The sequence below is a fragment of the Burkholderia sp. ABCPW 111 genome (genome assembly GCF_000773065.1).
GTDB classification, from domain to species: Bacteria; Pseudomonadota; Gammaproteobacteria; order Burkholderiales; family Burkholderiaceae; genus Burkholderia; species Burkholderia savannae.
Window position 1 is genome coordinate 38,900 of record NZ_JPWT01000121.1, and the last position, 20,102, is coordinate 59,001.

A 20,102-nucleotide genomic window follows, 5' to 3' on the forward strand; every position below is an offset into this window, starting at 1 on the left:
CGCTTATGCGGTGACGTGGGCCGCTTCGCCCACCAACGCGCCGAACACCGACGCGCCCTGCTCCGCCGGCGCGGCCGCCGCGCGGAACACGCCGAACAACTCACGGCCGAAGCCGACTTCGTTTTCCGCCTGATGCGCGGGCCGCGCGACCGCGCGCGCCGCCCATTGCGCATCGTCGATCTCGACGTCGAGCACGCCGGCTTGCGCGTCGATCACGATCGTATCGCCCGTTTGCACCTTGCCGAGCGGGCCGCTCAAGAGCGCCTCGGGCGACACGTGGATCACGGCCGGCACCTTGCCCGACGCGCCGGACATCCGGCCGTCCGTCACGAGCGCGACGCGGTAGCCCTCGTCCTGCAGCACGCCGAGCAGCGGCGTAAGGCGATGCAGCTCCGGCATCCCGTTCGCGCGCGCGCCCTGGAACCGCACGACCGCGACGAAATCGCGCTTCAACTCGCCCGCGTCGAACGCGGCCTGCACCGCTTCCTGCGAATCGAACACGATCGCGCTCGCCTTCACCTTGCGGTGCTCGGGCGCGACCGCCGAAATCTTGATCACGCCGCGCCCGAGCCTGCCCTGCATCAGGCGCAGCCCGCCGTCCGGCTGGAACGGCGCGGCGATCGGCCGCAGCACCTTGTCGTCGCCGCTCGCGTCGACGCCCGGCACCCACGTCAGCTTGCCGTCGATCAGGCGCGGCTCGTTCGTGTAGTGCGCAAGGCCCTTGCCCGCGACGGTCGTCACGTCGTCGTGCAGCAAGCCGCCTTCGAGCAGGTTGCGCACGAGGAACGCGATGCCGCCCGCCGCGTGGAAGTGATTCACGTCTGCCTTGCCGTTCGGGTAGATCTTCGCGAGAAGCGGCACCGCGGCCGACAGCGCGTCGAAGTCGTCCCAGTCGATCAGGATGCCCGCCGCGCGCGCGATCGCCACGAGGTGCAGCGTGTGGTTCGTCGAGCCGCCCGTCGCGAGCAGCGCGACGATGCCGTTGACGATCGCCTTCTCGTCGATCACGTGGCCGATCGGCGTGTAGTTGCCGCGCTCGGCCGTGAGCTCGAGCACGCGGCGCGCGGCCTCGGCCGTCAGCGCGTCGCGCAGCGGCGTGTGCGGATGGACGAACGCCGCGCTCGGCAGATGCAGCCCCATCACTTCCATCAGCATCTGGTTGCTGTTCGCGGTGCCGTAGAACGTGCAGGTGCCGTGGCCGTGGTACGCGGCCGATTCGGCCTCGAGCAGCGCGTCGCGGCCCACCTGGCCCGTCGCGAACTGCTGGCGGATCTTCGCCTTGTCGTCGTTCGACAAGCCGCTCGTCATCGGGCCGGCCGGCACGAAGATCGTCGGCAGATGGCCGAACTGCAGCGCGCCGATCAAGAGGCCCGGCACGATCTTGTCGCAGATGCCGAGGCAAAGGGCCGCATCGAACATGTTGTGCGTGAGCGCGACGGCCGTGCTCATCGCGATCGCTTCGCGCGAGAACAGCGACAGCTCCATCCCCGGATTGCCCTGCGTCACGCCGTCGCACATCGCCGGCACGCCGCCCGCGAACTGCGCGACGCCGCCGCGCTCGCGCGCGGCCGCCTTGATGATGTCGGGAAAGCTCTTGTACGGCGCATGCGCGGACAGCATCTCGTTGTACGCCGACACGATGCCGATGTTCGGCTCGCGGATCGCCTTGATCGCGAACTTGTCGCTGCCTTCGAGGCCCGCGAAGCCGTGCGCGAGATTCGCGCACGACAGCGCGCCGCGCGCCGGGAAGCGGCCCTGCGCGGCGTCGATGCGGGCGAGATAGGCTTGGCGGGTCGGTCGGCTGCGCGCGATCACGCGCTCGGTGACGGACGCAAGAGTGGGGTGCAGCGTGGCCATGCTGGGCGCTCCTCACATGAGCCGGGCGAGGCCGGCAAGCTGGAATCGTGGGGACGTCCGACGAGTCGAACGAACGGCGCGAGTTTAGTAGAAAAACTACAAGCTCGCAATCTCGCAGCGCAGCAAAGCCGGCGATAACGCTACGCCATGGCTGATGAATACAGCATATATACCTAGCGTTAACCCTGATTCGCAATGACCTCCATCAGGATAATCGCTAGAAAATTCTTGTAGATTTTCTACAAAACTACCGCGATACTCACATCCATCCCCCAACCTCTCCTGCGTCAATTCGCATCATGCTTCCCCGTATCGAGAAGATCCGCGCCCAGCTTCGCCCGTCCGAGCGCAAGCTCGCCGACTTCGTGCTCGCCGCGCCGCGCGAGGTGCTCGATCTGTCGATGATCGAGCTCGCCGCCCGCGCGGGCGCGAGCCAGCCGACGATCGCGCGCTTCTGCCAGGCGCTCGGCTGCAGCGGCTTTCGCGAGTTCAAGATCCGGCTCGCGCAGAGCGTCGCGCCGGGCGTCGCGTCGGTGTATCGCGACGTCGAACCCGACGAGCGCGCACCCGGCATCATCGGCAAGGTGTTCGACCGCACGATCGGCGCGCTGATCGAGGTGCGCAACAGCCTGTCGGCGACGAGCGTCGCCGACGCGATCGAGCTGCTGACGCGCGCGTCGCGCATCGAGTTCTACGGCGCGGGCGGCTCGGGCATCGCCGCGCAGGACATCCAGCACAAGTTCTTCCGGCTCGGCGTGCCGAGCGTCGCGTACTCGGACCCGCATACGTTCTCGATGTCGGCGGCGCTCCTCGGCGCGAACGACGTCGTCGTCGCGATCTCGAACACCGGGCGCACGCGCGACATCGTCGACGCCGCGCGCGCGGCGCGCGCGTGCGGCGCGAAGGTGATCTCGATCACGCACAGCCACTCGCCGCTCGCGCAGTTGTCGACGGTGAGCCTCGCGTCGAACGTCGCCGAGGAAACCGATGTGTTCTCGCCGATGACGTCGCGGATGTCGCATCTCGCGATCGGCGACATCCTCGCAGTCGGCGTCGCGCTGCGGCGCGGGCCCGAACTCGTCGACCGGCTCGGCCGCGCGAAGGAAGCGATCACGCGGCGGCGGATCGGCGTCGACGCGAAGGGGGCGAAGGAGGCGGCGAAGGAGGCGGCGAAGGACGGGGCGAGAGACACGTCGGGCGGCGTATCGGGCGGCACGTTGGGAAACATGCCGGGAGACGCATCGCAAGAGGAATCGAAGGACGCGCCGAAGGATGCGTCGCGCAAAGCACGCATCGCGCGCGACGTCGAGGACGTGAAGGATTAGGGCCTGCTCACGCCAATCACGGGCTGGCGAACGCGCCTTGCCGGCCGTCCCGCAAGGGGACAAGCGACACGCGACACCGCGCTGCGGCCGGCAAGGCACGTTCCTCTGATATCACGAATCTCTTGCGGGGCCGGCCGCCAGCCCGTGATCGGCGTGAACGGAACGCCGGGCGGCCGCGCGCGAAAGTTCGCCACGCTCGCGCCCCGATTCGGACGCCGAACTTCGAGTCTCGGGCGTCGCGCTGCGAGCCGGGGCTTCGGTTTCGAGCGCGAGCGCGGACATACGAACAGAAGGCATTGAGCGCCCGCTTCGCACGACGAACACCACGACTTCCGCGCCCGTCCCCATCGCACGCCGCCATACAAAAAACCCCGGCCGCCAGGGCCGGGGCTTTCTCGCCGGCGTCTGCGCCGGCATCGACGCGGCGACGGCGGCCACACCGAGCGCCGCCTGCGCTCAAAACGGCTTGATCACCGCGAGCGCGACGGCCGCGAGCATCCCGAGCACCGGCAGCTCGTTGAACACGCGATACCACTTGTCCGAGCGGCGATTCTCGCCGCGCTCGAACGCCTTCAGCAGATGCCCGCAATACGCGTGATAGATGACGAGCAGCAGCACGACCGCGAGCTTCGCGTGTACCCAGCCCTGCCCCTGCCCGATGCCGATCACGAGCCACAGCCACAGGCCGCACGCGAGCGCCGGCGCCGCGATGATCGTCATGAAACGGAACAGCTTGCGCGCCATCGCGAGCAGCCGCCGGACGGCGGCGGGATCGGTCTCCATCGCGAGGTTCACGTAAATGCGCGGCAGATAGAAAAGCCCCGCGAACCACGACGCGATCAGCACGATATGGAAGGTCTTCACCCAGAGCATGGTCATTGATCAGTCGCCTTTCGTCACTGACGCCCTTCGCCGTGCCCGAGCACCACGTACTTCAGCGACGTGAGCCCTTCGAGCCCGACCGGGCCGCGTGCGTGCAGCTTGTCGTTCGAGATGCCGATCTCCGCGCCGAGGCCGAACTCGAAGCCGTCGGCGAAGCGCGTCGACGCGTTCACCATCACGCTCGCCGAATCGACTTCGCGCAGGAAGCGCATCGCGCGGTCGTGGTCTTCGGTGACGATCGCGTCGGTGTGATGCGAGCCGTACTCGTTGATGTGCCCGATCGCGGCGTCCATCCCGTCGACGATCTTGACCGCGAGCACGGGCGCGAGATATTCGGTGCGCCAGTCTTCGTCGGTCGCGTCGACGAGCGGGCCCACGCCCGCCGCCTCGAGCACCGCGCGCGTGTCCGCGTCGACGCGCAGCTCGACGCCCTTCTCGCGATACAGGCGGCCGAGCGGCGGCAGCACCGCCGGCGCGATTCCGCGCGCGACGAGCAGCGTCTCCATCGTGTTGCAGGTGCCGTAGCGGTGCGTCTTCGCGTTGTCGCAGACGGTGAGCGCCTTCGTCAGGTTCGCGCGATCGTCGACGTACACGTGGCAGATGCCGTCGAGGTGTTTGATCATCGGCACGCGCGCCTCGTTGATCAGCCGCTCGATCAGGCTCTTGCCGCCGCGCGGCACGATCACGTCCACGTATTCGGTCATCGTGATCAGCTTGCCGACCGCCGCGCGATCGGCGGTCTCGACGACCTGCACCGCATCCTGCGGCAGCCCCGCCGCCTCGAGCCCTTCGCCGATCAGCTTCGCGAGCGCGGTGTTCGACTCGAGCGCTTCGGAGCCGCCGCGCAGGATCGTCGCGTTGCCGGACTTCAGGCACAGCGCGGCCGCGTCGACCGTCACGTTCGGCCGCGATTCGTAGATGATCCCGATCACGCCGAGCGGCACGCGCATCTGGCCGACCTGGATGCCGCTCGGGCGGTACTTGAGGTTGCCGATCTCGCCGATCGGGTCCGGCAGCGCCGCGACCTGGCGCAGCCCCTCGATCATCGTCTTCAGCGCCTTGTCGGACAGCGTCAGGCGATCGATGAACGCCGCGTCGTGACCCTTGTCCCTCGCGCGCGCGACGTCGCGCGCGTTGGCCGCCTTCAGTGCGTCGGCGTCGCGCTCGATCGCTCGCGCGACCGCCTCGAGCGCGGCGTTCTTCGCGGCGGTGGACGCGCGCGCGACGTCGCGCGCAGCACGCCGCGCGCGGCGGCCGACATCCGTCATGTACTGATCGATATCCATCGTGAGACTCGCAATGCAAGCCGCGTCGAGCGGCGAAAAAAACGATTGTCGGAAAGCGGATGCGCGGGGCGCTGCCGCGGCGGTCACGCGGCGGCGAACCGCCCCATGCCGAGCCGCCCCACGCCGATTGTAAGCGCCGGCGCGAAAGCGCGCTCAGGCTGGCCGGCGTGGCGCGTCGCCGCCTGGCCCGGACGCGCGCGCGACCGTCATCGCGAGCTGGAACAGGCCGTCCCATGGGTCGGGCGGCGGCTCGCCGCGCGCCGGGCCGCGCGACACGGCGGCGAGCCCCTTGACCTGCCGGTCGAGCCGCGCGGCGAACGCGAGCGCGTGCTCGAGCCCGGCTTCGGACACGCGCGCGAGCGCGGGCCCGACGAGCCGCTCGCGCGGCCCCCACACGCGGTTCTCGCGCACGAGCACGGCGAGCGGCTTGCCGGCCGCGACGCCGCGCTTGATCCGAAGCAGCGTGCGCAACTCCTCGACGACCGCCCACAGCACGAGCACGAGCGCCTCGCCCTCGCCCTTCAGGCCGTCGATCATCCGCGCAAGCCGCGCGGCGTCGCCCGCGAGCATCGCTTCGTTGAGCTTGAACACATCGTAGCGCGCGACGTTCAGCACCGCGTCGTGGATCTGCTCGAACGTCAGCGCGCCGGCCGGATACAGCAGGCCGAGCTTCTGGATCTCCTGATGCGCGGCGAGCAGATTGCCCTCGACGCGCTCGGCGACGAACGCGAGCGCGCGCCGCCCGTCCTCGCCCGGCGCGACCCGCTGGCCCTGCAGCGCGAGCCGCTGGCCGATCCAGTTCGGCAATTGCGCGCGCTCGACCGGATCGATCTTCAGCGCGACGCCCGCGTTCACGAGCGCCGTGAACCACGCGGACTTCTGCGTCGCGGCGTCGAGCCGCGGCAGCGTGACGAGCATCAGCACGTCAGGGTTGCCCGCGCCGGCGAGCGTCTTCAGCGCGTCGGCGCCGTCCTTGCCGGGCTTGCCGGACGGAATCCGCAGCTCGACGAGCTGCCGCTCGCCGAACAGCGACATCGCCTGGCTCGCGCCGATCAGCGTGCTCCAGTCGAAGCCGCGCTCGACGGTATGCACCGAGCGCTCGGTGAAGCCCCCGGCGCGCGCGGCCGCGCGGATCTTGTCGCATGCTTCCTGCGCGAGCAGCGGCTCGTCGCCGTAGACGACGTACAGCCCGGCGAGCGCCTTCGCGAGATGCGGCTCCAGTGCGTCAAGTCGCAGTTGCATCGGTTCCTGCGTCGATCGTTGAACGGGAAATGGAAAACGCGGCGATCACAGCGGCGGCGGCGGCAGCGGCGCGCGCGGCGTGACGCCCGGCACGCCCTGGCCCGGCTCCGGATGCAGCGTGCGCACGATCGCGAGCCGGCGCATCAGCTGATCGATCGCGTCGTTCTGCATGTCCGCGAACAGGATCTCGGACTCCTGCGCCTTCGCGTTCGTGTACTGCGCGCTATACGTCATCGCGCGATTGAGCGCGATCACGCTCGGCGGAATCAGCGCGGCGCCGTCCTTGGCCAAAAGCGTGTAGTTCAGCGAATAGTTGAGCTGGTACTCCTGGACCGTGCCGTACTTGTCGAGCGTCAGCGTGCCCTGACCGCGCGATTCGGACAGGCTCAGCACCGCGTCCGCCTCGCCCGGCGTCTTGACGATCTTCGTGTCGCTGCCCGCCTCGACGAGGCGCGTGAGCCGCGCCGCCGCCGCGGGCGGCGCGCCGGCGATGTACAGATGCTTGAACGCGTAGTCCTGCTGCCCGCGCAGCTTGAAACCGCACGCGGACAGCAGCACCGCGCTGCCCACGAACATCAAAAACGATCTGCGGATCACCTTCGCTCCTTGGCTGTTGCGTGCCTGCGCCGCCGTGCGCCGTCAAACGACGACATTCACGAGACGACCCGGCACGACAATGATCTTCTTCGCCTGCTTGCCTTCGGCGAATTTCGCGAACATCTCGTCGGCGAGCGCCGCCGCTTCGATCGCCTCGCGGCTCGCGTCCTTCGCGACCTTCAGCGCGCCGCGCACCTTGCCGTTCACCTGCAGCACGAGCTCGATCTCGGCCTGCTCGAGCGCGGCCTCGTCGACCTTCGGCCACGGCGCGTCGAGCAGCGGCGCGAACTCGTCCGTGTAGCCGAGCGCCTTCCACAGCTCGAACGTGACGTGCGGCACGACCGGGTACAGTACGCGCAGCAGCACGCCGTAGGTTTCGCGCAGCACGGCGGGCGTCGCGCCCTTCGCGCCTTCGAGCGCGTTCAGCATCTTCATCGCGGCCGATACGACCGTGTTGTACTGCAGGCGCTGATAGTCGAAATCGGCCTGCTTCAGCACGCCGTGGATTTCGCGGCGCAGGGTCTTGTCGGCTTCGCCGAGTTGCGCGGCGTCGAACGTCGCGCGCGCGGCGAGCGCGTCGCGGTTCGCATGGCCGAACGCCCACACGCGGCGCAGGAAGCGGCTCGCGCCCTCGACGCCCGCGCCCGACCACTCGAGCTGCTGCTCGGGCGGCGCCGCGAACATCGTGAAGAGGCGCGCGGTGTCGGCGCCGTAATGATCGATCAGCATCTGCGGATCGACGCCGTTGTTCTTCGACTTCGACATCTTCTCGATGCCGCCCAGCTCGACCGGCTCGCCGTCCGACTTCAGCACCGCGCCGACGGGGCGGCCCTTGTCGTCGAACGACACGGTGACGTCGGCCGGGTTGTACCACGTCTTCTTGCCCGATGCGTCCTCGCGGTAGAACGTCTCGTTGAGCACCATCCCCTGCGTGAGCAGGTTCTTCGCCGGCTCGCCGAATTTCACGAGGCCGAGATCGCGCATCACCTTCGCCCAGAAGCGCGAGTACAGTAGGTGCAGGATCGCGTGCTCGATGCCGCCGATGTACTGATCCATCGGCATCCAGTAGTCGGTGCGCGCGTCGACCATCGTCTCGGCGTCCGGCGCCGCGTAGCGCGAGAAGTACCACGCGGAATCGACGAAAGTGTCCATCGTGTCCGTTTCGCGCTTCGCGGCCGCGCCGCACTTCGGGCACGTGCAGTTCAGGAACGCCTCGGACTTCGCGAGCGGGTTGCCCGTGCCGTCCGGCACGAGATTTTCCGGCAGCACGACGGGCAGATCCTGCTCCGGCACCGGCACGTCGCCGCACGACGGGCAGTGGATGATCGGAATCGGCGTGCCCCAGTAGCGCTGGCGCGAAATGCCCCAGTCGCGCAGGCGATACGTGACCTGCTTGTCGCCGAAGCCGCCCGCCTTCAGGTCGGCCGCGACCGCGTCGACGGCCGCGCCGTAAGCGAGGCCGTCGTACTTGCCGCTATCGATGCAAACCGCGGCTTCCTTGTCGCCATACCACTCCTGCCACGCGTCGAGCGAGTATGTTTGCCCCGCGACCGCAATCACCTGCTTGATCGGCAGGCCGTATTTCTTCGCGAACGCGAAATCGCGCTCGTCGTGGCCCGGCACGCCCATCACCGCGCCTTCGCCGTAGCTCATCAGCACGTAGTTGCCGATCCACACCTCGACGGGCTCGCCCGACAGCGGATGCGACACCGAAAAGCCCGTCGCGACGCCCTTCTTCTCCATCGTCGCGATGTCGGCCTCGGCGACGCCGCCGCGCTTGCATTCGTCGATGAACGCCTGCAGCTCGGGCTTGTCCTGCGCAAGATGCGCGGCGAGCGGATGCTCGGCCGCGATCGCGCAGAACGTGACGCCCATGATCGTGTCGGCGCGCGTCGTGAACACGCGCAGCAGCTTCTTCTCGCCGTCGAGCTCGTACGGGAAGCCGAAGTTCACGCCGAAGCTCTTGCCGATCCAGTTCTGCTGCATGATCTTCACGCGCTCGGGCCAGCCGAGGCCGTCGAGATCGTGCAGCAGTTCATCGGCGTACTGCGTGATCCGCATGTAGTACATCGGGATCTCGCGCTTCTCGACGAGCGCGCCCGAGCGCCAGCCGCGCCCGTCGATCACCTGCTCGTTCGCGAGCACGGTCTGGTCGACCGGGTCCCAGTTCACGGTGCCCGTTTTCTTGTACGCGACGCCCTTCTCGAGCATCTTCAGGAACAGCCACTGATTCCACTTGTAGTAGTCGGGCTTGCAGGTCGTGACCTCGCGCGACCAGTCGATCGCGAGGCCCATCGACTGCATCTGCTTCTTCATGTAAGCGATGTTGTCGTACGTCCACTGCGCGGGCGGCACGCCGTTGGCCATCGCGGCGTTCTCGGCCGGCATCCCGAACGCGTCCCAGCCCATCGGCATCAGCGTGTTGTAGCCGTTCATCCGCAGATAGCGGTACATCACGTCGTTGATCGTGTAGTTACGCACGTGACCCATGTGCAGCTTGCCGGACGGGTAAGGCAACATCGACACGCAGTAGAACTTCTTGCGGTCCGTGTCTTCCTTCGAGCGGTAGACATCGGCTGCGCGCCAGTCGCTCTGGGCGGCGGCTTCGACGTCGGCGGGTACGTATCTTTCGTGCATGGTGTGGTTCGGGCTGGGCTTTGAGCGGCGCGCGACGCATTGAGCCGAGCGCACGCGCGCTCGAGTGGATCGAAAGTCGCGCTTCCCCGGCGGCCGGGGGCGGCGCGGGGAAAACGTCGATTATACCGTCCGCGCCGGCCGGCAAGGCCGTTGGCGCGGCCGCGGGCGGCGATCAGCGTGGCGCGGACGTCGCGGGTGGTGCGGGTGGTGCGGGTGGCGGGTGACACGGGTGGCGCGAGCGGTGCAGCCGGTACGGGCGGACAGCGTGGGCGGACGGCTACGGCCGCGGCGGCGGCAGCGACGGCGCAAGCCGCGCGTCGCGCTGCGGCGACGGCCGCGCCGGCGGATTCCCGCGCGCATCGGGCTTCCCGGACGCGTCGGTGACGAAGCCGATCCGCGCGACGCCCGCCTGCTGCGCGGCGCCCATCACCCGCGCGATCGTGTCGTAGTGGGTGTCGCGCGCGGCCCGCAGGTGCAGTTCCGGGTCCTTGCCGCCTGCCGCCGCGTCGCGCAGCCGCGCGGCGAGCGCGTCGAACGCCACGGGCGCATCGTTCCAGTACAGCTTGCCCGCCGCGTCGATCGACACCGTGATCGTCTCGGGCGTCTCGCGCGCGGGCGCCGCCGCGACTTTCGGCAAATCGAGCCGGATCGCATGCGTGAGGAGCGGCGCGGTGATGATGAAGATGACGAGCAGCACGAGCATCACGTCGATGAGCGGCGTCATGTTGATGTCCGCCATCGGCTGCGACGTGTGCTGATGATCGAGTCCGCCGAACGCCATGCCGCCCTCCTCGCTGGATTGCCGGACCGACGCGCCGCTACGCGGCGGTGGCCGGATCGGCCGCCGGGGCCGCGGCCGTCTCGCCGCAGACGAACACGTGCAGATCGCGCGCGAAGCCGTCAAGCTCCTCGACGAGCTGGCGCACGAGCCGCCCGAGAATGTTGTACGCGAGCACCGCCGGAATCGCGACGACGAGGCCGAACGCCGTCATGATGAGCGCCTCGCCGACCGGGCCGGCGACGTTCTCGATCTGCGCCTGCCCGCTCGCCGCGATGCTGCCGAGCGCGTGATAGATCCCCCAGACGGTGCCGAGCAGGCCGACGAACGGCGCGGTGCTGCCGATCGACGCGAGCAGCACCTGGCCGAACTCGAGCCGCCGCTGCGACTTGCGCAGCGCATGGCGCAGCGCGCGCAGCACGCGCTCGCCGCGCTCGACGCGCGCCGACAGCGCGCGCGGCTCGACGCGCGACGCGGCGTCGGCGTCGCGCGCGGCCTCGGCGAGCGGCGCGAACACGCGCTCCTTGTCGGTCGCGCGCAGCGCGGCAATGCCGTCGTCGAGCGTCGCGGCCCGCCAGAACGCCGCGAGCGCGGCCGGGCCCTGGCGCTTCGCGCGCACGAGCACCCACGCCTTCACGATCAGGAAGCACCAGCTCGCGATCGACATCGCGAGCAGCACGTACGCAACCGCGTGCGTGACGGTGTCGCCGCTCTCGAGGTAATGGAGGATGCCGGTCGGGGTCGCCATCGATGCCCGCGGGGCGGTGCTCAGCGCAGGCCGAGCACGTCCTGCATGTCGAAGAAGCCGGTCTTGTGGCCGGCGAGGAAGCGCGCCGCGCGCAGCGAGCCCTGCGCGTACGACACGCGGCTCGCCGACTTGTGCGTGATCTCGATGCGCTCGCCGATGCCGGCGAAGAGCACCGTGTGATCGCCGACGATGTCGCCGCCGCGGATCGCCGAGAAGCCGATCGTCGACGGATCGCGCTCGCCCGTCACGCCGTGGCGGCCGTAGACCGCGCAATCGTCGAGCGAGCGGCCGAGCGCGGCCGCGATCGTCTCGCCCATCATCAGCGCGGTGCCGGACGGCGCGTCGACCTTGTGCCGGTGGTGCGCCTCGATGATCTCGATGTCGTAGCCCTGCGCGAACTGCTTCGCCGCGAATTCGAGCAGCTTCATCGTGACGTTCACGCCGACGCTCATGTTCGCCGAGAACACGAGCGCGATCTTCTCGCCCGCCGCGCGCAGCTGCGCCTTCTGCGGCTCGCTGAAGCCCGTCGTGCCGATCACGAGCTTCACGTCGTGGCGCTGCGCCGCGTCCAGGTGGACAAGCGTGCCTTCGGGGCGGGTGAAGTCGATCAGGTAGTCGGCCTCGGCGCACACGCGCTCGATATCGTCGGTGAGCGCGACTCCGGTCTCCTTGCCGAGGAACGCGCCCGCGTCCTGGCCGAGCTGCGGCGAGCCCGCGCGGTCGAGCGCACCGACGAGCGTCGCGTCGGGTGCGTCGAGCACCGCTTCGATCAGCATCCGGCCCATCCGGCCGGACGCACCAGCAATCGCAATCTTCATGGACGACATGCGCTACCTGCTACGAATGAAAGACGGGCGGCGCGCGCCGCCCCGGGTTTGGTTCGGACGCCGGATCAACCGCCCGTTCCCTGCGCGCCGGATGCGGGCGCGGGCGCCGTGAGCGGCTGGTTCGGCAGGCTGTCGGCGCCCTGCGGGCCGACCGGCTGGTTCGCGCCGCCCCCCGCGGGCGGCGGAGGCGGGCGATGGAACTGGAACTGCGGCTGGATCGCGGGCGCGGCGCCGGGCGGCAGGCCGCCGGGGGTCGGCGCGTTCGGCGCCGCCTGCGCGGACGGCGAGAAGCGCGCCGCCGCGCTGCTCTGGCCCGACACCTGCGCGGTCGCGCGGTTCGCCGCGCGCGCCGCCTGCGCGTTCGCGTCGTTCTGGTCCGCCGCCTGCGCGGCTTCGGGCGCCGCCGCGGCGGCGACTTCCGACGCGGCGGCGGCGCGCGCGGCCGCGGCCGCCTTGCTCGCCTTCTTGCCGCGGCGGTCGCCGTCGATGTCGGCGAGCAGATCAAGCTCGGACGGCAGGTTGTCGGCGCCCGTCCAGCTCGCCACGCGGTCGCCCGAGAAGTTCACCACGAGATCGCGCTGCTGAACGACCGACGTCGAGCCGCGCTTGAAGTAGAAAATGTAGTCCCAGCGATCCGCATGGAACATGTCGGTCAGAAGCGGCGTGCCGAGAAGCGCGCGCACCTGGTCCCGCGACATGCCGACCTGCAGCTGCGAGGCCTTTTCCTGCGACACGAAGTTGCCCTGGACGACGGTGATCCGATACGGCGTGATGCTCTGAGCGATCCGCTGAGTCACGCTGTCGTACGACGAACAGGCGGCCAGTCCGGCCACGGCGACAGCTGCGATGACGGTGCTCCGCATGCGGCTCCTCTGAAGTTGCAAAAGAGATCTTGGAATCATTTCCCTCACCGTGCTGGCCCTTGTCCGAGGCCGCGCGAGAATGTCACAGATGACTGAAAAGGCGAAAAGCCGGTACTATTGAAGCCCTGCATTGTACTCTAGGGACGCCTAGCCATGACCAATCCGACCGATCTCAAAAACATCGGGCTCAAGGCCACCCTACCGCGCCTCAAGATTCTCGAAATTTTCCAGCAAAGCCCGGTTCGCCACCTGACGGCTGAAGACGTCTATCGCAACCTGCTGCACGAGGAGCTCGACATCGGCCTCGCGACGGTCTACCGCGTGCTCACCCAGTTCGAGCAGGCGGGCCTTCTGTCGCGCAGCAACTTCGAATCCGGCAAGGCCGTGTTCGAGCTGAACGAAGGCTCGCACCACGACCACCTCGTGTGCCTCGATTGCGGCCGCGTCGAAGAGTTCTTCGACGCCGAGATCGAAACCCGCCAGCAGTCGATCGCGAAGGAACGCGGCTTCAAGCTGCAGGAGCATTCGCTCGCGATGTACGGCACGTGCACGACGGAAAACTGCCCGTATCGCAAGCACTGAGACAAGCACCGAGCGCCCCCCGAACGCTCGCGTCGCGGCATCCTCGCCGCGCATGCTGAAAGGCCCGGCCGGCGCAAGCCTGACCGGGCCTTTTTGCGTCCGGCGCGACGTGCGCGTCAGGCGGCGCTCGCGTGCGCGCCGTCCGTGACGAGCCGCCAGCGCGCGTCGAGCGTGATCTCGTCGCAGTTCGGCTGCGCGCCGCCCCGGTCGACCACGACGAAATCGCTGACCGCGTCGAGCGCGAGGAGCGGATGGTGCCAGACGCCCCTCGCGTAATTGACGCCCTGCCAGCCTTGCGCGAGGAATGCGCGCATCCGGGTCGGATCGAATTCGCCCGCCGGCGCGACGACGATCGCGTAGCGCGCGACCGCCGCGAGCGGCACGAACGCCTGGCTGCCGAGCGGATGGCGCTCCATCATGTCGATCTCGACCGGCCACCCGCGCGGCTGCGCGCGAAACAGGCTCACGAGCGGCCGGCCGCCCGCCTCCGCGACGTCGATCGACGCGAGATCGTGAAAGCGCTCGGTCGTCCCGCCGTTGATCAGGAAGCGGCGCGCGCCCGCCAGCTCGATCACGTCGCCGAACGGCGCGAACGCTTCGCGCGTCAGGCGCTCGAGGCGCAGGGTATTGAGCGTCTCCATGCGCGTCCTCCCGTTATGCGAGCTCGCCCCAGAGGCGCAGCCGCGACACGCCGCCGTCCGGATGGATGTTCAGGCGCACGTGCGTGACGGGGCCGAGCGCGGCGAGCTCCGCCTCGAACGTATGCACGCTGTCCATCCTGAGCGGCTGCTCGCCGAGCAGCGTCGGCCAGAACATCGCCTGCGTGACGAGCGACGCATCGGTGCCGCCCGCGACGTGCGCCGCCTGCAGCGAGCAGCGATCCGGGTAATTGCCCTTGAAGTGCGCGGTATCGACTTCGACCCTGCGAATCACGCCCGGCCGCGCGAGCGCGACGATCGCCCAGTCGTTGCCGGGCTCGCGGCGGCGGCGGGTCTCCCAGCCGTCGCCCATGTTCGCGCCGCGCCCGGGCATCAGCATCCGCGACGCCGGCCCGAAGTGCTCGTTGTTCGCGGCGACGAGATACGCGCCGTTCTCGATCGCGGCGAGATCGACGAGCTCGCCGCGCGCCGCGCGGCTCCAGTCGCGCTGCGGCTGGCCGTACACGCGCAGCCGCGCGAGCCCGCCGTCCGGATACAGGTTCACGCGCAGGTGCGTCCAGGCCCGCGGATCGCTCACCTCGACGTAGTGATGCTGGTTGCCCGCGAGCGTCGTCGCGGGCACGAGCGCCTGCCAGTCGGCGTCGTCGGGCGGCGTTTGCGCGTCCGACGCGCACGCGTCGATCGACGCCGCGGGCGGGAAGTTGCCGGTGAAGTGGCTCGTGTCGAGATCGACGCCGTGCACGACGCCCGGCCGCGCGAGGCGCACCACGCAGAAATCGTGGCCCGTCGTGCGCTTGCGGCGCGTCTCCCAGCCGTCCATCCACTTGCCGTGGTCGTCGTACTTGCCGGGAATGAACACGGCGGGCTCCGGATCGAGCATCCGCTCCTTCGGCGCGAAGAATTCGTCGCTCGCGAAGAGCGCCTTCGCGCCGAGGCGCGGATCGGCGAGATTCATGTAGCGGCGCGTGAACGCGGGCGCGTTCGGATCGAGAATCGGGGCGGCCATGTCGTCTCCTATTGTTGGGTGTGCATCCGAAAAACCGAAAACCGGAAGCTGAAAAACGAAGCGCCGGCGCGAACCGCCGCGCCGGCGCGCGATGCCGGGCGGCGCGGCGTCAGAGCGCGTGCGCGCCGCCGTCCGCGATCGCGCCGTTCGGGCTTTCGTCGCCTGCCGGCACGTAGCGCAGTTCCTCGTTCAGCACACGCTTCGCGCGGGCGCGGTCGATGTCGTTCTCCCACACGGCGACGACGATCGTCGCGACGCAGTTGCCGAGCAGATTCGTGAGCGCGCGGGCGATGCCGACGAACCAGTCGACGGGCAGGATCAGCACGAGGCCGAGCACCGGCAGCGCGGGGATCGCGGACAGCGTCGCGGCGAGGATCACGATCGCCGAGCCCGGAATGCCGTGCGCGCCCTTCGACGTGACGAGCGACACGAGCAGCACGACGATCAGGTCGTGCGCCGACAGCGGCGTGTTGGTCGCCTGCGCGATGAAGAGCACGGCGAGCGTCAGGTAGATCGAGAAGCCGTCGAGGTTGAACGAGTAGCCGGTCGGGATCACGAGGCCGACCGTCGAATCCTTCACGCCGAGCCATTCGAGCTTGCGCATCACCTGCGGCAGCACGGCGTCCGACGACGCGGTGCCGAGCACGATCAGCAGTTCCTCGCGCAGGTAGCGGATCAGCTTGAACACCGAGAAGCCCGCGAGCTTCATCACCGCGCCGAGCACGATCACGACGAACGCGGCGCAGCTCACGTAGAACACGATCACGAGAAGGCCGAGCTGCTTGAGCGACGCGACGCCGTACTTGCCGGTCGTGAACGCGATCGCGCCGAGCACGCCGAGCGGCGCGAGCTTGATGATGAAGCCCATCACGCGGAAGAACACCTGCGCGAATTCGTCGATCAGCGAGTTCACGCGCTTCGCCTTCTCGCCGAGCAGCGACAGCGCGGAGCCGAACAGCACCGAGAACACGAGGATCTGCAGGATGTCGCCCTTCGCGAACGCGTCGAACGCGGTTTCGGGGATGATCTTCAGCAGATAGCCCGCCGTGTCCTTCAGGCTCTGCGCGTTCTTCGCGTAATCGGCGAGCGACGCGGCGTCGAGCGCGTGCAGATCGACGTTCATCCCGACGCCCGGCTTCGTCAGATACGCGAGCACGAGGCCGATGCCGAGCGCGAGCGTCGTCATCGCCTCGAAGTAGACGACTGCCTTCAGGCCGACGCGGCCGACCTTCTTCAGATCGCCCGCGTTCGCCATGCCGCTCACGACGACGCAGAACACGATCGGCCCGATCACCATCTTGATCAGCTTGAGGAACCCGTCACCCAACGGTCGCAGCGACTGCGCGAAGTGCGGGAAAAAGGCGCCGAGCGCCACGCCGATCACAAGCGCGATGACCACCCGACCAAACAGCGAATTGAGAAACTTCGACACGGCGTTCTCCCGTCACAACGGTTGCGGATTCGTCTGTTCATACTGGTCCGACCAGTACTGTTATGGACGATAGTAGGAAGCCGATATAGTCGAGTCAAGGACGCCAAAAATAGGGATTACCCGCGCATTTCGGCGGTCGTTTCGATGCTGCGGCGCACGCGGATCATCGCTTTCCCGGAGCCGGAGCGCGCGCCGCCGGCGGCGGTTTACAATGCCGGTCAGACCGCGCAATCGATCCACTGCATGAAGAACGTTCCGCACACCGTCACCGACGCCGCCATCGCCACGATCCGCAGCCGGATCGAGAGCGGCTTCTATCCCGTCGGCAGCCTGTTGCCCGCGCAACGTCAATTGTCCGAAGAACTGGAGATCAGCCGCGCGTCGCTGCGCGAGGCGCTGTCGACGCTCGAGGCGCTCGGGATGCTGCGCATCCGCCCCGGCAAGGGCGTGTATGTCGAGAGCGCGCAGGCGAGCGCCGCGCACGCGTGGCGCTTCGCCGAGCAATCGTCGCTGCCCGACACCTATCAGATGCGCTACGCGCTCGAAGGCTTCGCCGCGCGAATGGCCGCACTCGCCGTCAGCGAGCAGGATCTCGCGTGGTTCGAGGAGAACGTCGCCGCGCTGCAGGAGGCGCTCGCGAACGACGAGCTCGACGGCGCGTCGCAGCTCGATTTCGATTTCCACATGCGGATCGTCAGCCTCGCCGGCAACGCGGCGATCGAATCGATCCTGCGCGGCAGCGCGGACATCATGAAGGAAAGCCAGCGGATGCCGTTCTACCGGCGCGAGCTCGTGCTGTCGACGTATCACGAGCATCGCGCGATTCTCGATGCGCTGATCGCGAAGGACCCGGCCGCCGCAGGCGCGGCGATCGAAGCGCATATCTCCAACGCCGCGCAGCGCGCGGGCGTGTTCTTTCCGACACCGAAGGGCTGACGCGGCGCGTTCGCGCGCGGCACGCCGTCGCGCATGCGGCATCGCGCGCGGCGCGGCTACTCGCCTCCGGGCGACGCGCCGCCGCGCGCCTGCGAGCCGCCGCTGCTTCGGATTTCGTGTCGCCTCGCCAGCGCATAGTCGATGAACGCGCGCATCGCCGCGCTTCGATAGCCGCCCTTGCGCGTGAGCAGCGCCGCCGTGCGCCGCGGCAGCGGCGGGTCGAGCCGGATCGCGCGCAGGTCGTCGCGGCGCTCGGCGATCGCCGACGGCAGCACCGTCGCGATCCGGCCGCCGCGCACCATCTCGAGCATCGCGCTGATCGAATTCACTTCGATCGCCACGCGCGGCGTCACGCCGTTGCGATGGAAGTACTGATCGACCTTGCTGCGCGTCGCGAACGCACGGCTCAGCAGGATCAGCGGTTCGTCGCCGGCCTCGGCGGGCGATAGCGGCTTGCGGCGGCGCGCATGGCGATGATCGCGCCCGACGACGAGCGCGAGCGTCTCCACCCACAACGGCGTCGCGTCGATCTCGGGCGACTGCGTCGGATCGAACGCGATCCCCACGTCGAGCTCGTCATCGGCGAGGAGCGGCTCGATCTGCTCCTGCGGCATCTCCCGGATCGTCAGCTTCAGGCCCGGATAGCGCGCGTTGAAGCCGTCGATCAGCCAGCCGATCAGATACGCGGAGAAGGTCGGCGTCATCGCGAGCCGCAGCGAGCCGCTCTGAAGATTCTCGACGTCATGCACCGCGCGCCGTCCAGCCTCGAGCTGCTGCAGCGCGGCCCGCGCGTGCCGCGCATACGCGGCGCCGAACTCGGTCAGCCGCACCGCGCGAGCCGAGCGGTCGAACAGTTGCACGCCGAGCGCGTCCTCGAGCTGCCGGATCTGCTGCGACAGCGTCGGCTGCGAGACGTGCAGCGACTCGGCCGCGCGCGTGAAATTTCCCTGCTCGGCGACGGAGAGAAAATAACGGATGTGTCGGAGCAGCATCGCGCCTCGAGTATTGGTTTTACCTATACGAATGATAATAAACCGGTCTTGGACGCTATGAATCGTTTGCCTCATTCTTCGGTCGTCGGCTCTCGCCATCGACCACGGAGCACACGATGCAGGACATCATCGAAGGATTTCTGAAGTTCCAGCGCGACGCGCTCCCGCAGCGCACGGAACTGTTCAAGCGCCTCGCCGCGAGCCAGCGGCCGCGCGCGCTCTTCATCTCGTGCTCGGACAGCCGCCTCGTGCCCGAGCTCGTCACGCAGCGCGAGCCGGGCGATTTGTTCGTGATCCGCAACGCGGGCAACATCGTGCCGTCGTTCGGCCCCGAGCCGGGCGGCGTATCGGCGTCCGTCGAATACGCGGTCGCGGTGCTCGAAGTGGCCGACGTCGTCGTGTGCGGCCACTCGGACTGCGGCGCGATGACCGCGATCGCATCGTGCGCATGCCTCGACCATCTGCCCGCCGTGCGCGGCTGGCTGCGCTACGCGGACGCCGCCAAATGCGTGAACGAAGCGCGCGAGCACGCGGGCGAGCGGGAGCGCGTCGATTCGATGGTGCGGGAAAACGTCGTCGCGCAGCTCGCCAATCTCAACACGCATCCATGCGTGCGGCTCGCGCTCGAGCAAGGACGCCTCGCGCTGCACGGCTGGGTGTACGACATCGAGACCGGCTCGATCGACGCGCTCGACGGCGCGACGGGCCGCTTCGTCGCGCTCGCCGACCATCCGCACGTGCGCGCGACGCCGCCGCGACTCGATCGCGCGGCCTGACGCACGGCACATGACGCACGCCGCGCAACGCGCCCGCGAGGCGCCGGGCGCCACATGCAGCTCGCGGCGCGACGCATCACGCGCCGACAGCAATCTCCGTTTCGTTGCCGAACCCTCACCGCAAGGAGCCCGCATGACCCAATCGCAACACAACCAGACCGCGCGCCAGGCGCTCGCCGATCGCATCGTCGACGCGAAGACGCGCAAGAACCTCACGTTCGAGCAGCTCAACGAGGGCACCGGCCTGAGCGTCGCGTTCACGACGGCCGCGCTGCTCGGCCAGCATCCGCTGCCCGCCGACGCCGCGCGCACCGTCGCCGCGAAGCTCGACCTCGACGACGACGCGGTGCGCCTCTTGCAGACGATTCCCGTGCGCGGCAGCATCCCGGGCGGCATTCCGACCGATCCGACGATCTACCGTTTCTACGAAATCGTGCAGGTCTACGGCTCGACGCTGAAGGCGCTGATCCACGAGCAATTCGGCGACGGCATCGTCAGCGCGATCAACTTCAAGCTCGACGTCAAGAAGGTCGACGATCCGGAAGGCGGCTCGCGCGCCGTCATCACGCTCGACGGCAAGTACCTGCCGACGAAGCCGTTCTGATCGCCCATCCGACGCGCGGCGCGCGCGGCGGGCCGATTTCTCGCGGCCCGCCGCGCGCGCCGTTCGCGTGATG

At 68.9% G+C, this 20,102-nt stretch carries 19 protein-coding genes; 5 read left to right on the top strand and 14 right to left on the bottom strand.

Annotated features, from left to right (window positions below; genetic code table 11):
* Positions 1 to 3: 3 nt before the first annotated feature.
* Positions 4 to 1,857, bottom strand: coding sequence for a phosphogluconate dehydratase (gene edd / locus X946_RS26825; RefSeq protein ID WP_038754227.1), 1,854 nt, complete (start codon positions 1,855 to 1,857; stop codon positions 4 to 6).
* A 299-nt stretch (positions 1,858 to 2,156) separates the two neighbouring features.
* Here edd and X946_RS26830 point away from each other — a divergent pair, with 299 nt between their 5' ends.
* Positions 2,157 to 3,182: a MurR/RpiR family transcriptional regulator gene (locus X946_RS26830; protein WP_038754230.1), complete on the top strand. Its 1,026-nt coding sequence runs from the start codon at positions 2,157 to 2,159 to the stop codon at positions 3,180 to 3,182.
* A 456-nt stretch (positions 3,183 to 3,638) separates the two neighbouring features.
* On the opposite strand, the gene X946_RS26835 is transcribed toward X946_RS26830, so the two are convergent.
* The 9 genes from X946_RS26835 to X946_RS26875 form a co-directional block, all read right to left on the bottom strand.
* Entirely contained in the window at positions 3,639 to 4,061 is a 423-nt protein-coding gene (locus X946_RS26835) for a CopD family protein (protein ID WP_081990064.1), read from the bottom strand.
* Between the two features lie 17 nt (positions 4,062 to 4,078).
* On the bottom strand, positions 4,079 to 5,350 hold the full coding sequence (locus tag X946_RS26840) for a glutamate-5-semialdehyde dehydrogenase (protein WP_038754236.1): 1,272 nt from the start codon (positions 5,348 to 5,350) through the stop codon (positions 4,079 to 4,081).
* Between the two features lie 153 nt (positions 5,351 to 5,503).
* Positions 5,504 to 6,592, bottom strand: a complete 1,089-nt coding sequence (gene holA, locus X946_RS26845; RefSeq protein ID WP_038754239.1) for a DNA polymerase III subunit delta — start codon at positions 6,590 to 6,592, stop codon at positions 5,504 to 5,506.
* Between the two features lie 45 nt (positions 6,593 to 6,637).
* Positions 6,638 to 7,189, bottom strand: a complete 552-nt coding sequence (locus X946_RS26850; protein ID WP_038754242.1) for an LPS-assembly lipoprotein LptE — start codon at positions 7,187 to 7,189, stop codon at positions 6,638 to 6,640.
* A gap of 42 nt (positions 7,190 to 7,231) precedes the next feature.
* Positions 7,232 to 9,826 (bottom strand): leucine--tRNA ligase, encoded by a 2,595-nt coding sequence (leuS, locus tag X946_RS26855; RefSeq protein ID WP_038754245.1) that lies wholly within the window; start codon positions 9,824 to 9,826, stop codon positions 7,232 to 7,234.
* 277 nt (positions 9,827 to 10,103) lie between these two features.
* The gene (locus tag X946_RS26860) at positions 10,104 to 10,607 is read right to left on the bottom strand and encodes an ExbD/TolR family protein (protein ID WP_038754248.1); all 504 of its coding nucleotides are present in this window, start codon (positions 10,605 to 10,607) and stop codon (positions 10,104 to 10,106) included.
* A gap of 37 nt (positions 10,608 to 10,644) precedes the next feature.
* The gene (locus tag X946_RS26865; RefSeq protein ID WP_038754250.1) at positions 10,645 to 11,352 is read right to left on the bottom strand and encodes a MotA/TolQ/ExbB proton channel family protein; all 708 of its coding nucleotides are present in this window, start codon (positions 11,350 to 11,352) and stop codon (positions 10,645 to 10,647) included.
* A gap of 20 nt (positions 11,353 to 11,372) precedes the next feature.
* Positions 11,373 to 12,170, bottom strand: coding sequence for a 4-hydroxy-tetrahydrodipicolinate reductase (gene dapB, locus X946_RS26870; RefSeq protein WP_038754252.1), 798 nt, complete (start codon positions 12,168 to 12,170; stop codon positions 11,373 to 11,375).
* Between the two features lie 74 nt (positions 12,171 to 12,244).
* Positions 12,245 to 13,042, bottom strand: coding sequence for an outer membrane protein assembly factor BamE (locus tag X946_RS26875; RefSeq protein ID WP_038754255.1), 798 nt, complete (start codon positions 13,040 to 13,042; stop codon positions 12,245 to 12,247).
* A 153-nt stretch (positions 13,043 to 13,195) separates the two neighbouring features.
* Here X946_RS26875 and fur point away from each other — a divergent pair, with 153 nt between their 5' ends.
* On the top strand, positions 13,196 to 13,624 hold the full coding sequence (gene fur, locus X946_RS26880; protein WP_004194273.1) for a ferric iron uptake transcriptional regulator: 429 nt from the start codon (positions 13,196 to 13,198) through the stop codon (positions 13,622 to 13,624).
* 116 nt (positions 13,625 to 13,740) lie between these two features.
* Here fur and X946_RS26885 read toward each other — a convergent pair whose 3' ends face one another.
* From X946_RS26885 to X946_RS26895, 3 genes are all read right to left on the bottom strand, one after another.
* Complete coding sequence (locus X946_RS26885) at positions 13,741 to 14,265, bottom strand: ureidoglycolate lyase (protein ID WP_038754258.1); 525 nt, start codon at positions 14,263 to 14,265, stop codon at positions 13,741 to 13,743.
* Between the two features lie 13 nt (positions 14,266 to 14,278).
* Positions 14,279 to 15,289 carry an allantoicase gene (alc, locus tag X946_RS26890; RefSeq protein WP_038754260.1) on the bottom strand — a complete coding sequence of 337 codons (1,011 nt, stop codon included), beginning with the start codon at positions 15,287 to 15,289 and terminating at the stop codon, positions 14,279 to 14,281.
* A 109-nt stretch (positions 15,290 to 15,398) separates the two neighbouring features.
* Entirely contained in the window at positions 15,399 to 16,721 is a 1,323-nt protein-coding gene (locus tag X946_RS26895) for a C4-dicarboxylate transporter DctA (protein WP_038754263.1), read from the bottom strand.
* 243 nt (positions 16,722 to 16,964) lie between these two features.
* Here X946_RS26895 and X946_RS26900 point away from each other — a divergent pair, with 243 nt between their 5' ends.
* Positions 16,965 to 17,657: a FadR/GntR family transcriptional regulator gene (locus X946_RS26900; RefSeq protein WP_038754528.1), complete on the top strand. Its 693-nt coding sequence runs from the start codon at positions 16,965 to 16,967 to the stop codon at positions 17,655 to 17,657.
* A gap of 56 nt (positions 17,658 to 17,713) precedes the next feature.
* On the opposite strand, the gene cynR is transcribed toward X946_RS26900, so the two are convergent.
* Positions 17,714 to 18,649 carry a transcriptional regulator CynR gene (gene cynR / locus X946_RS26905; protein ID WP_038754266.1) on the bottom strand — a complete coding sequence of 312 codons (936 nt, stop codon included), beginning with the start codon at positions 18,647 to 18,649 and terminating at the stop codon, positions 17,714 to 17,716.
* A gap of 116 nt (positions 18,650 to 18,765) precedes the next feature.
* On the opposite strand from cynR, the gene X946_RS26910 reads away from it, so the two are divergent.
* Positions 18,766 to 19,425 carry a carbonic anhydrase gene (locus X946_RS26910; protein ID WP_038754269.1) on the top strand — a complete coding sequence of 220 codons (660 nt, stop codon included), beginning with the start codon at positions 18,766 to 18,768 and terminating at the stop codon, positions 19,423 to 19,425.
* A 133-nt stretch (positions 19,426 to 19,558) separates the two neighbouring features.
* Entirely contained in the window at positions 19,559 to 20,029 is a 471-nt protein-coding gene (gene cynS, locus X946_RS26915) for a cyanase (protein ID WP_038754272.1), read from the top strand.
* The last annotated feature ends 73 nt before the right edge of the window (positions 20,030 to 20,102 follow it).

Bases quoted from the DNA above. Each gene is read 5' to 3' on its own strand.
- X946_RS26830 (WP_038754230.1), top strand. From the start codon at position 2,157: ATGCTTCCCCGTATCGAGAAGATCCGCGCCCAGCTTCGCCCGTCCGAG.
- fur (WP_004194273.1), top strand. From the start codon at position 13,196: ATGACCAATCCGACCGATCTCAAAAACATCGGGCTCAAGGCCACCCTA.
- X946_RS26865 (WP_038754250.1), bottom strand. From the start codon at position 11,352: ATGGCGACCCCGACCGGCATCCTCCATTACCTCGAGAGCGGCGACACC.
- holA (WP_038754239.1), bottom strand. From the start codon at position 6,592: ATGCAACTGCGACTTGACGCACTGGAGCCGCATCTCGCGAAGGCGCTC.
- cynR (WP_038754266.1), bottom strand. From the start codon at position 18,649: ATGCTGCTCCGACACATCCGTTATTTTCTCTCCGTCGCCGAGCAGGGA.
- X946_RS26840 (WP_038754236.1), bottom strand. From the start codon at position 5,350: ATGGATATCGATCAGTACATGACGGATGTCGGCCGCCGCGCGCGGCGT.
- cynS (WP_038754272.1), top strand. From the start codon at position 19,559: ATGACCCAATCGCAACACAACCAGACCGCGCGCCAGGCGCTCGCCGAT.
- X946_RS26860 (WP_038754248.1), bottom strand. From the start codon at position 10,607: ATGGCGTTCGGCGGACTCGATCATCAGCACACGTCGCAGCCGATGGCG.
- X946_RS26835 (WP_081990064.1), bottom strand. From the start codon at position 4,061: ATGACCATGCTCTGGGTGAAGACCTTCCATATCGTGCTGATCGCGTCG.
- edd (WP_038754227.1), bottom strand. From the start codon at position 1,857: ATGGCCACGCTGCACCCCACTCTTGCGTCCGTCACCGAGCGCGTGATC.
- X946_RS26875 (WP_038754255.1), bottom strand. From the start codon at position 13,042: ATGCGGAGCACCGTCATCGCAGCTGTCGCCGTGGCCGGACTGGCCGCC.
- dapB (WP_038754252.1), bottom strand. From the start codon at position 12,170: ATGAAGATTGCGATTGCTGGTGCGTCCGGCCGGATGGGCCGGATGCTG.
- X946_RS26910 (WP_038754269.1), top strand. From the start codon at position 18,766: ATGCAGGACATCATCGAAGGATTTCTGAAGTTCCAGCGCGACGCGCTC.
- alc (WP_038754260.1), bottom strand. From the start codon at position 15,289: ATGGCCGCCCCGATTCTCGATCCGAACGCGCCCGCGTTCACGCGCCGC.
- leuS (WP_038754245.1), bottom strand. From the start codon at position 9,826: ATGCACGAAAGATACGTACCCGCCGACGTCGAAGCCGCCGCCCAGAGC.
- X946_RS26885 (WP_038754258.1), bottom strand. From the start codon at position 14,265: ATGGAGACGCTCAATACCCTGCGCCTCGAGCGCCTGACGCGCGAAGCG.
- X946_RS26900 (WP_038754528.1), top strand. From the start codon at position 16,965: ATGAAGAACGTTCCGCACACCGTCACCGACGCCGCCATCGCCACGATC.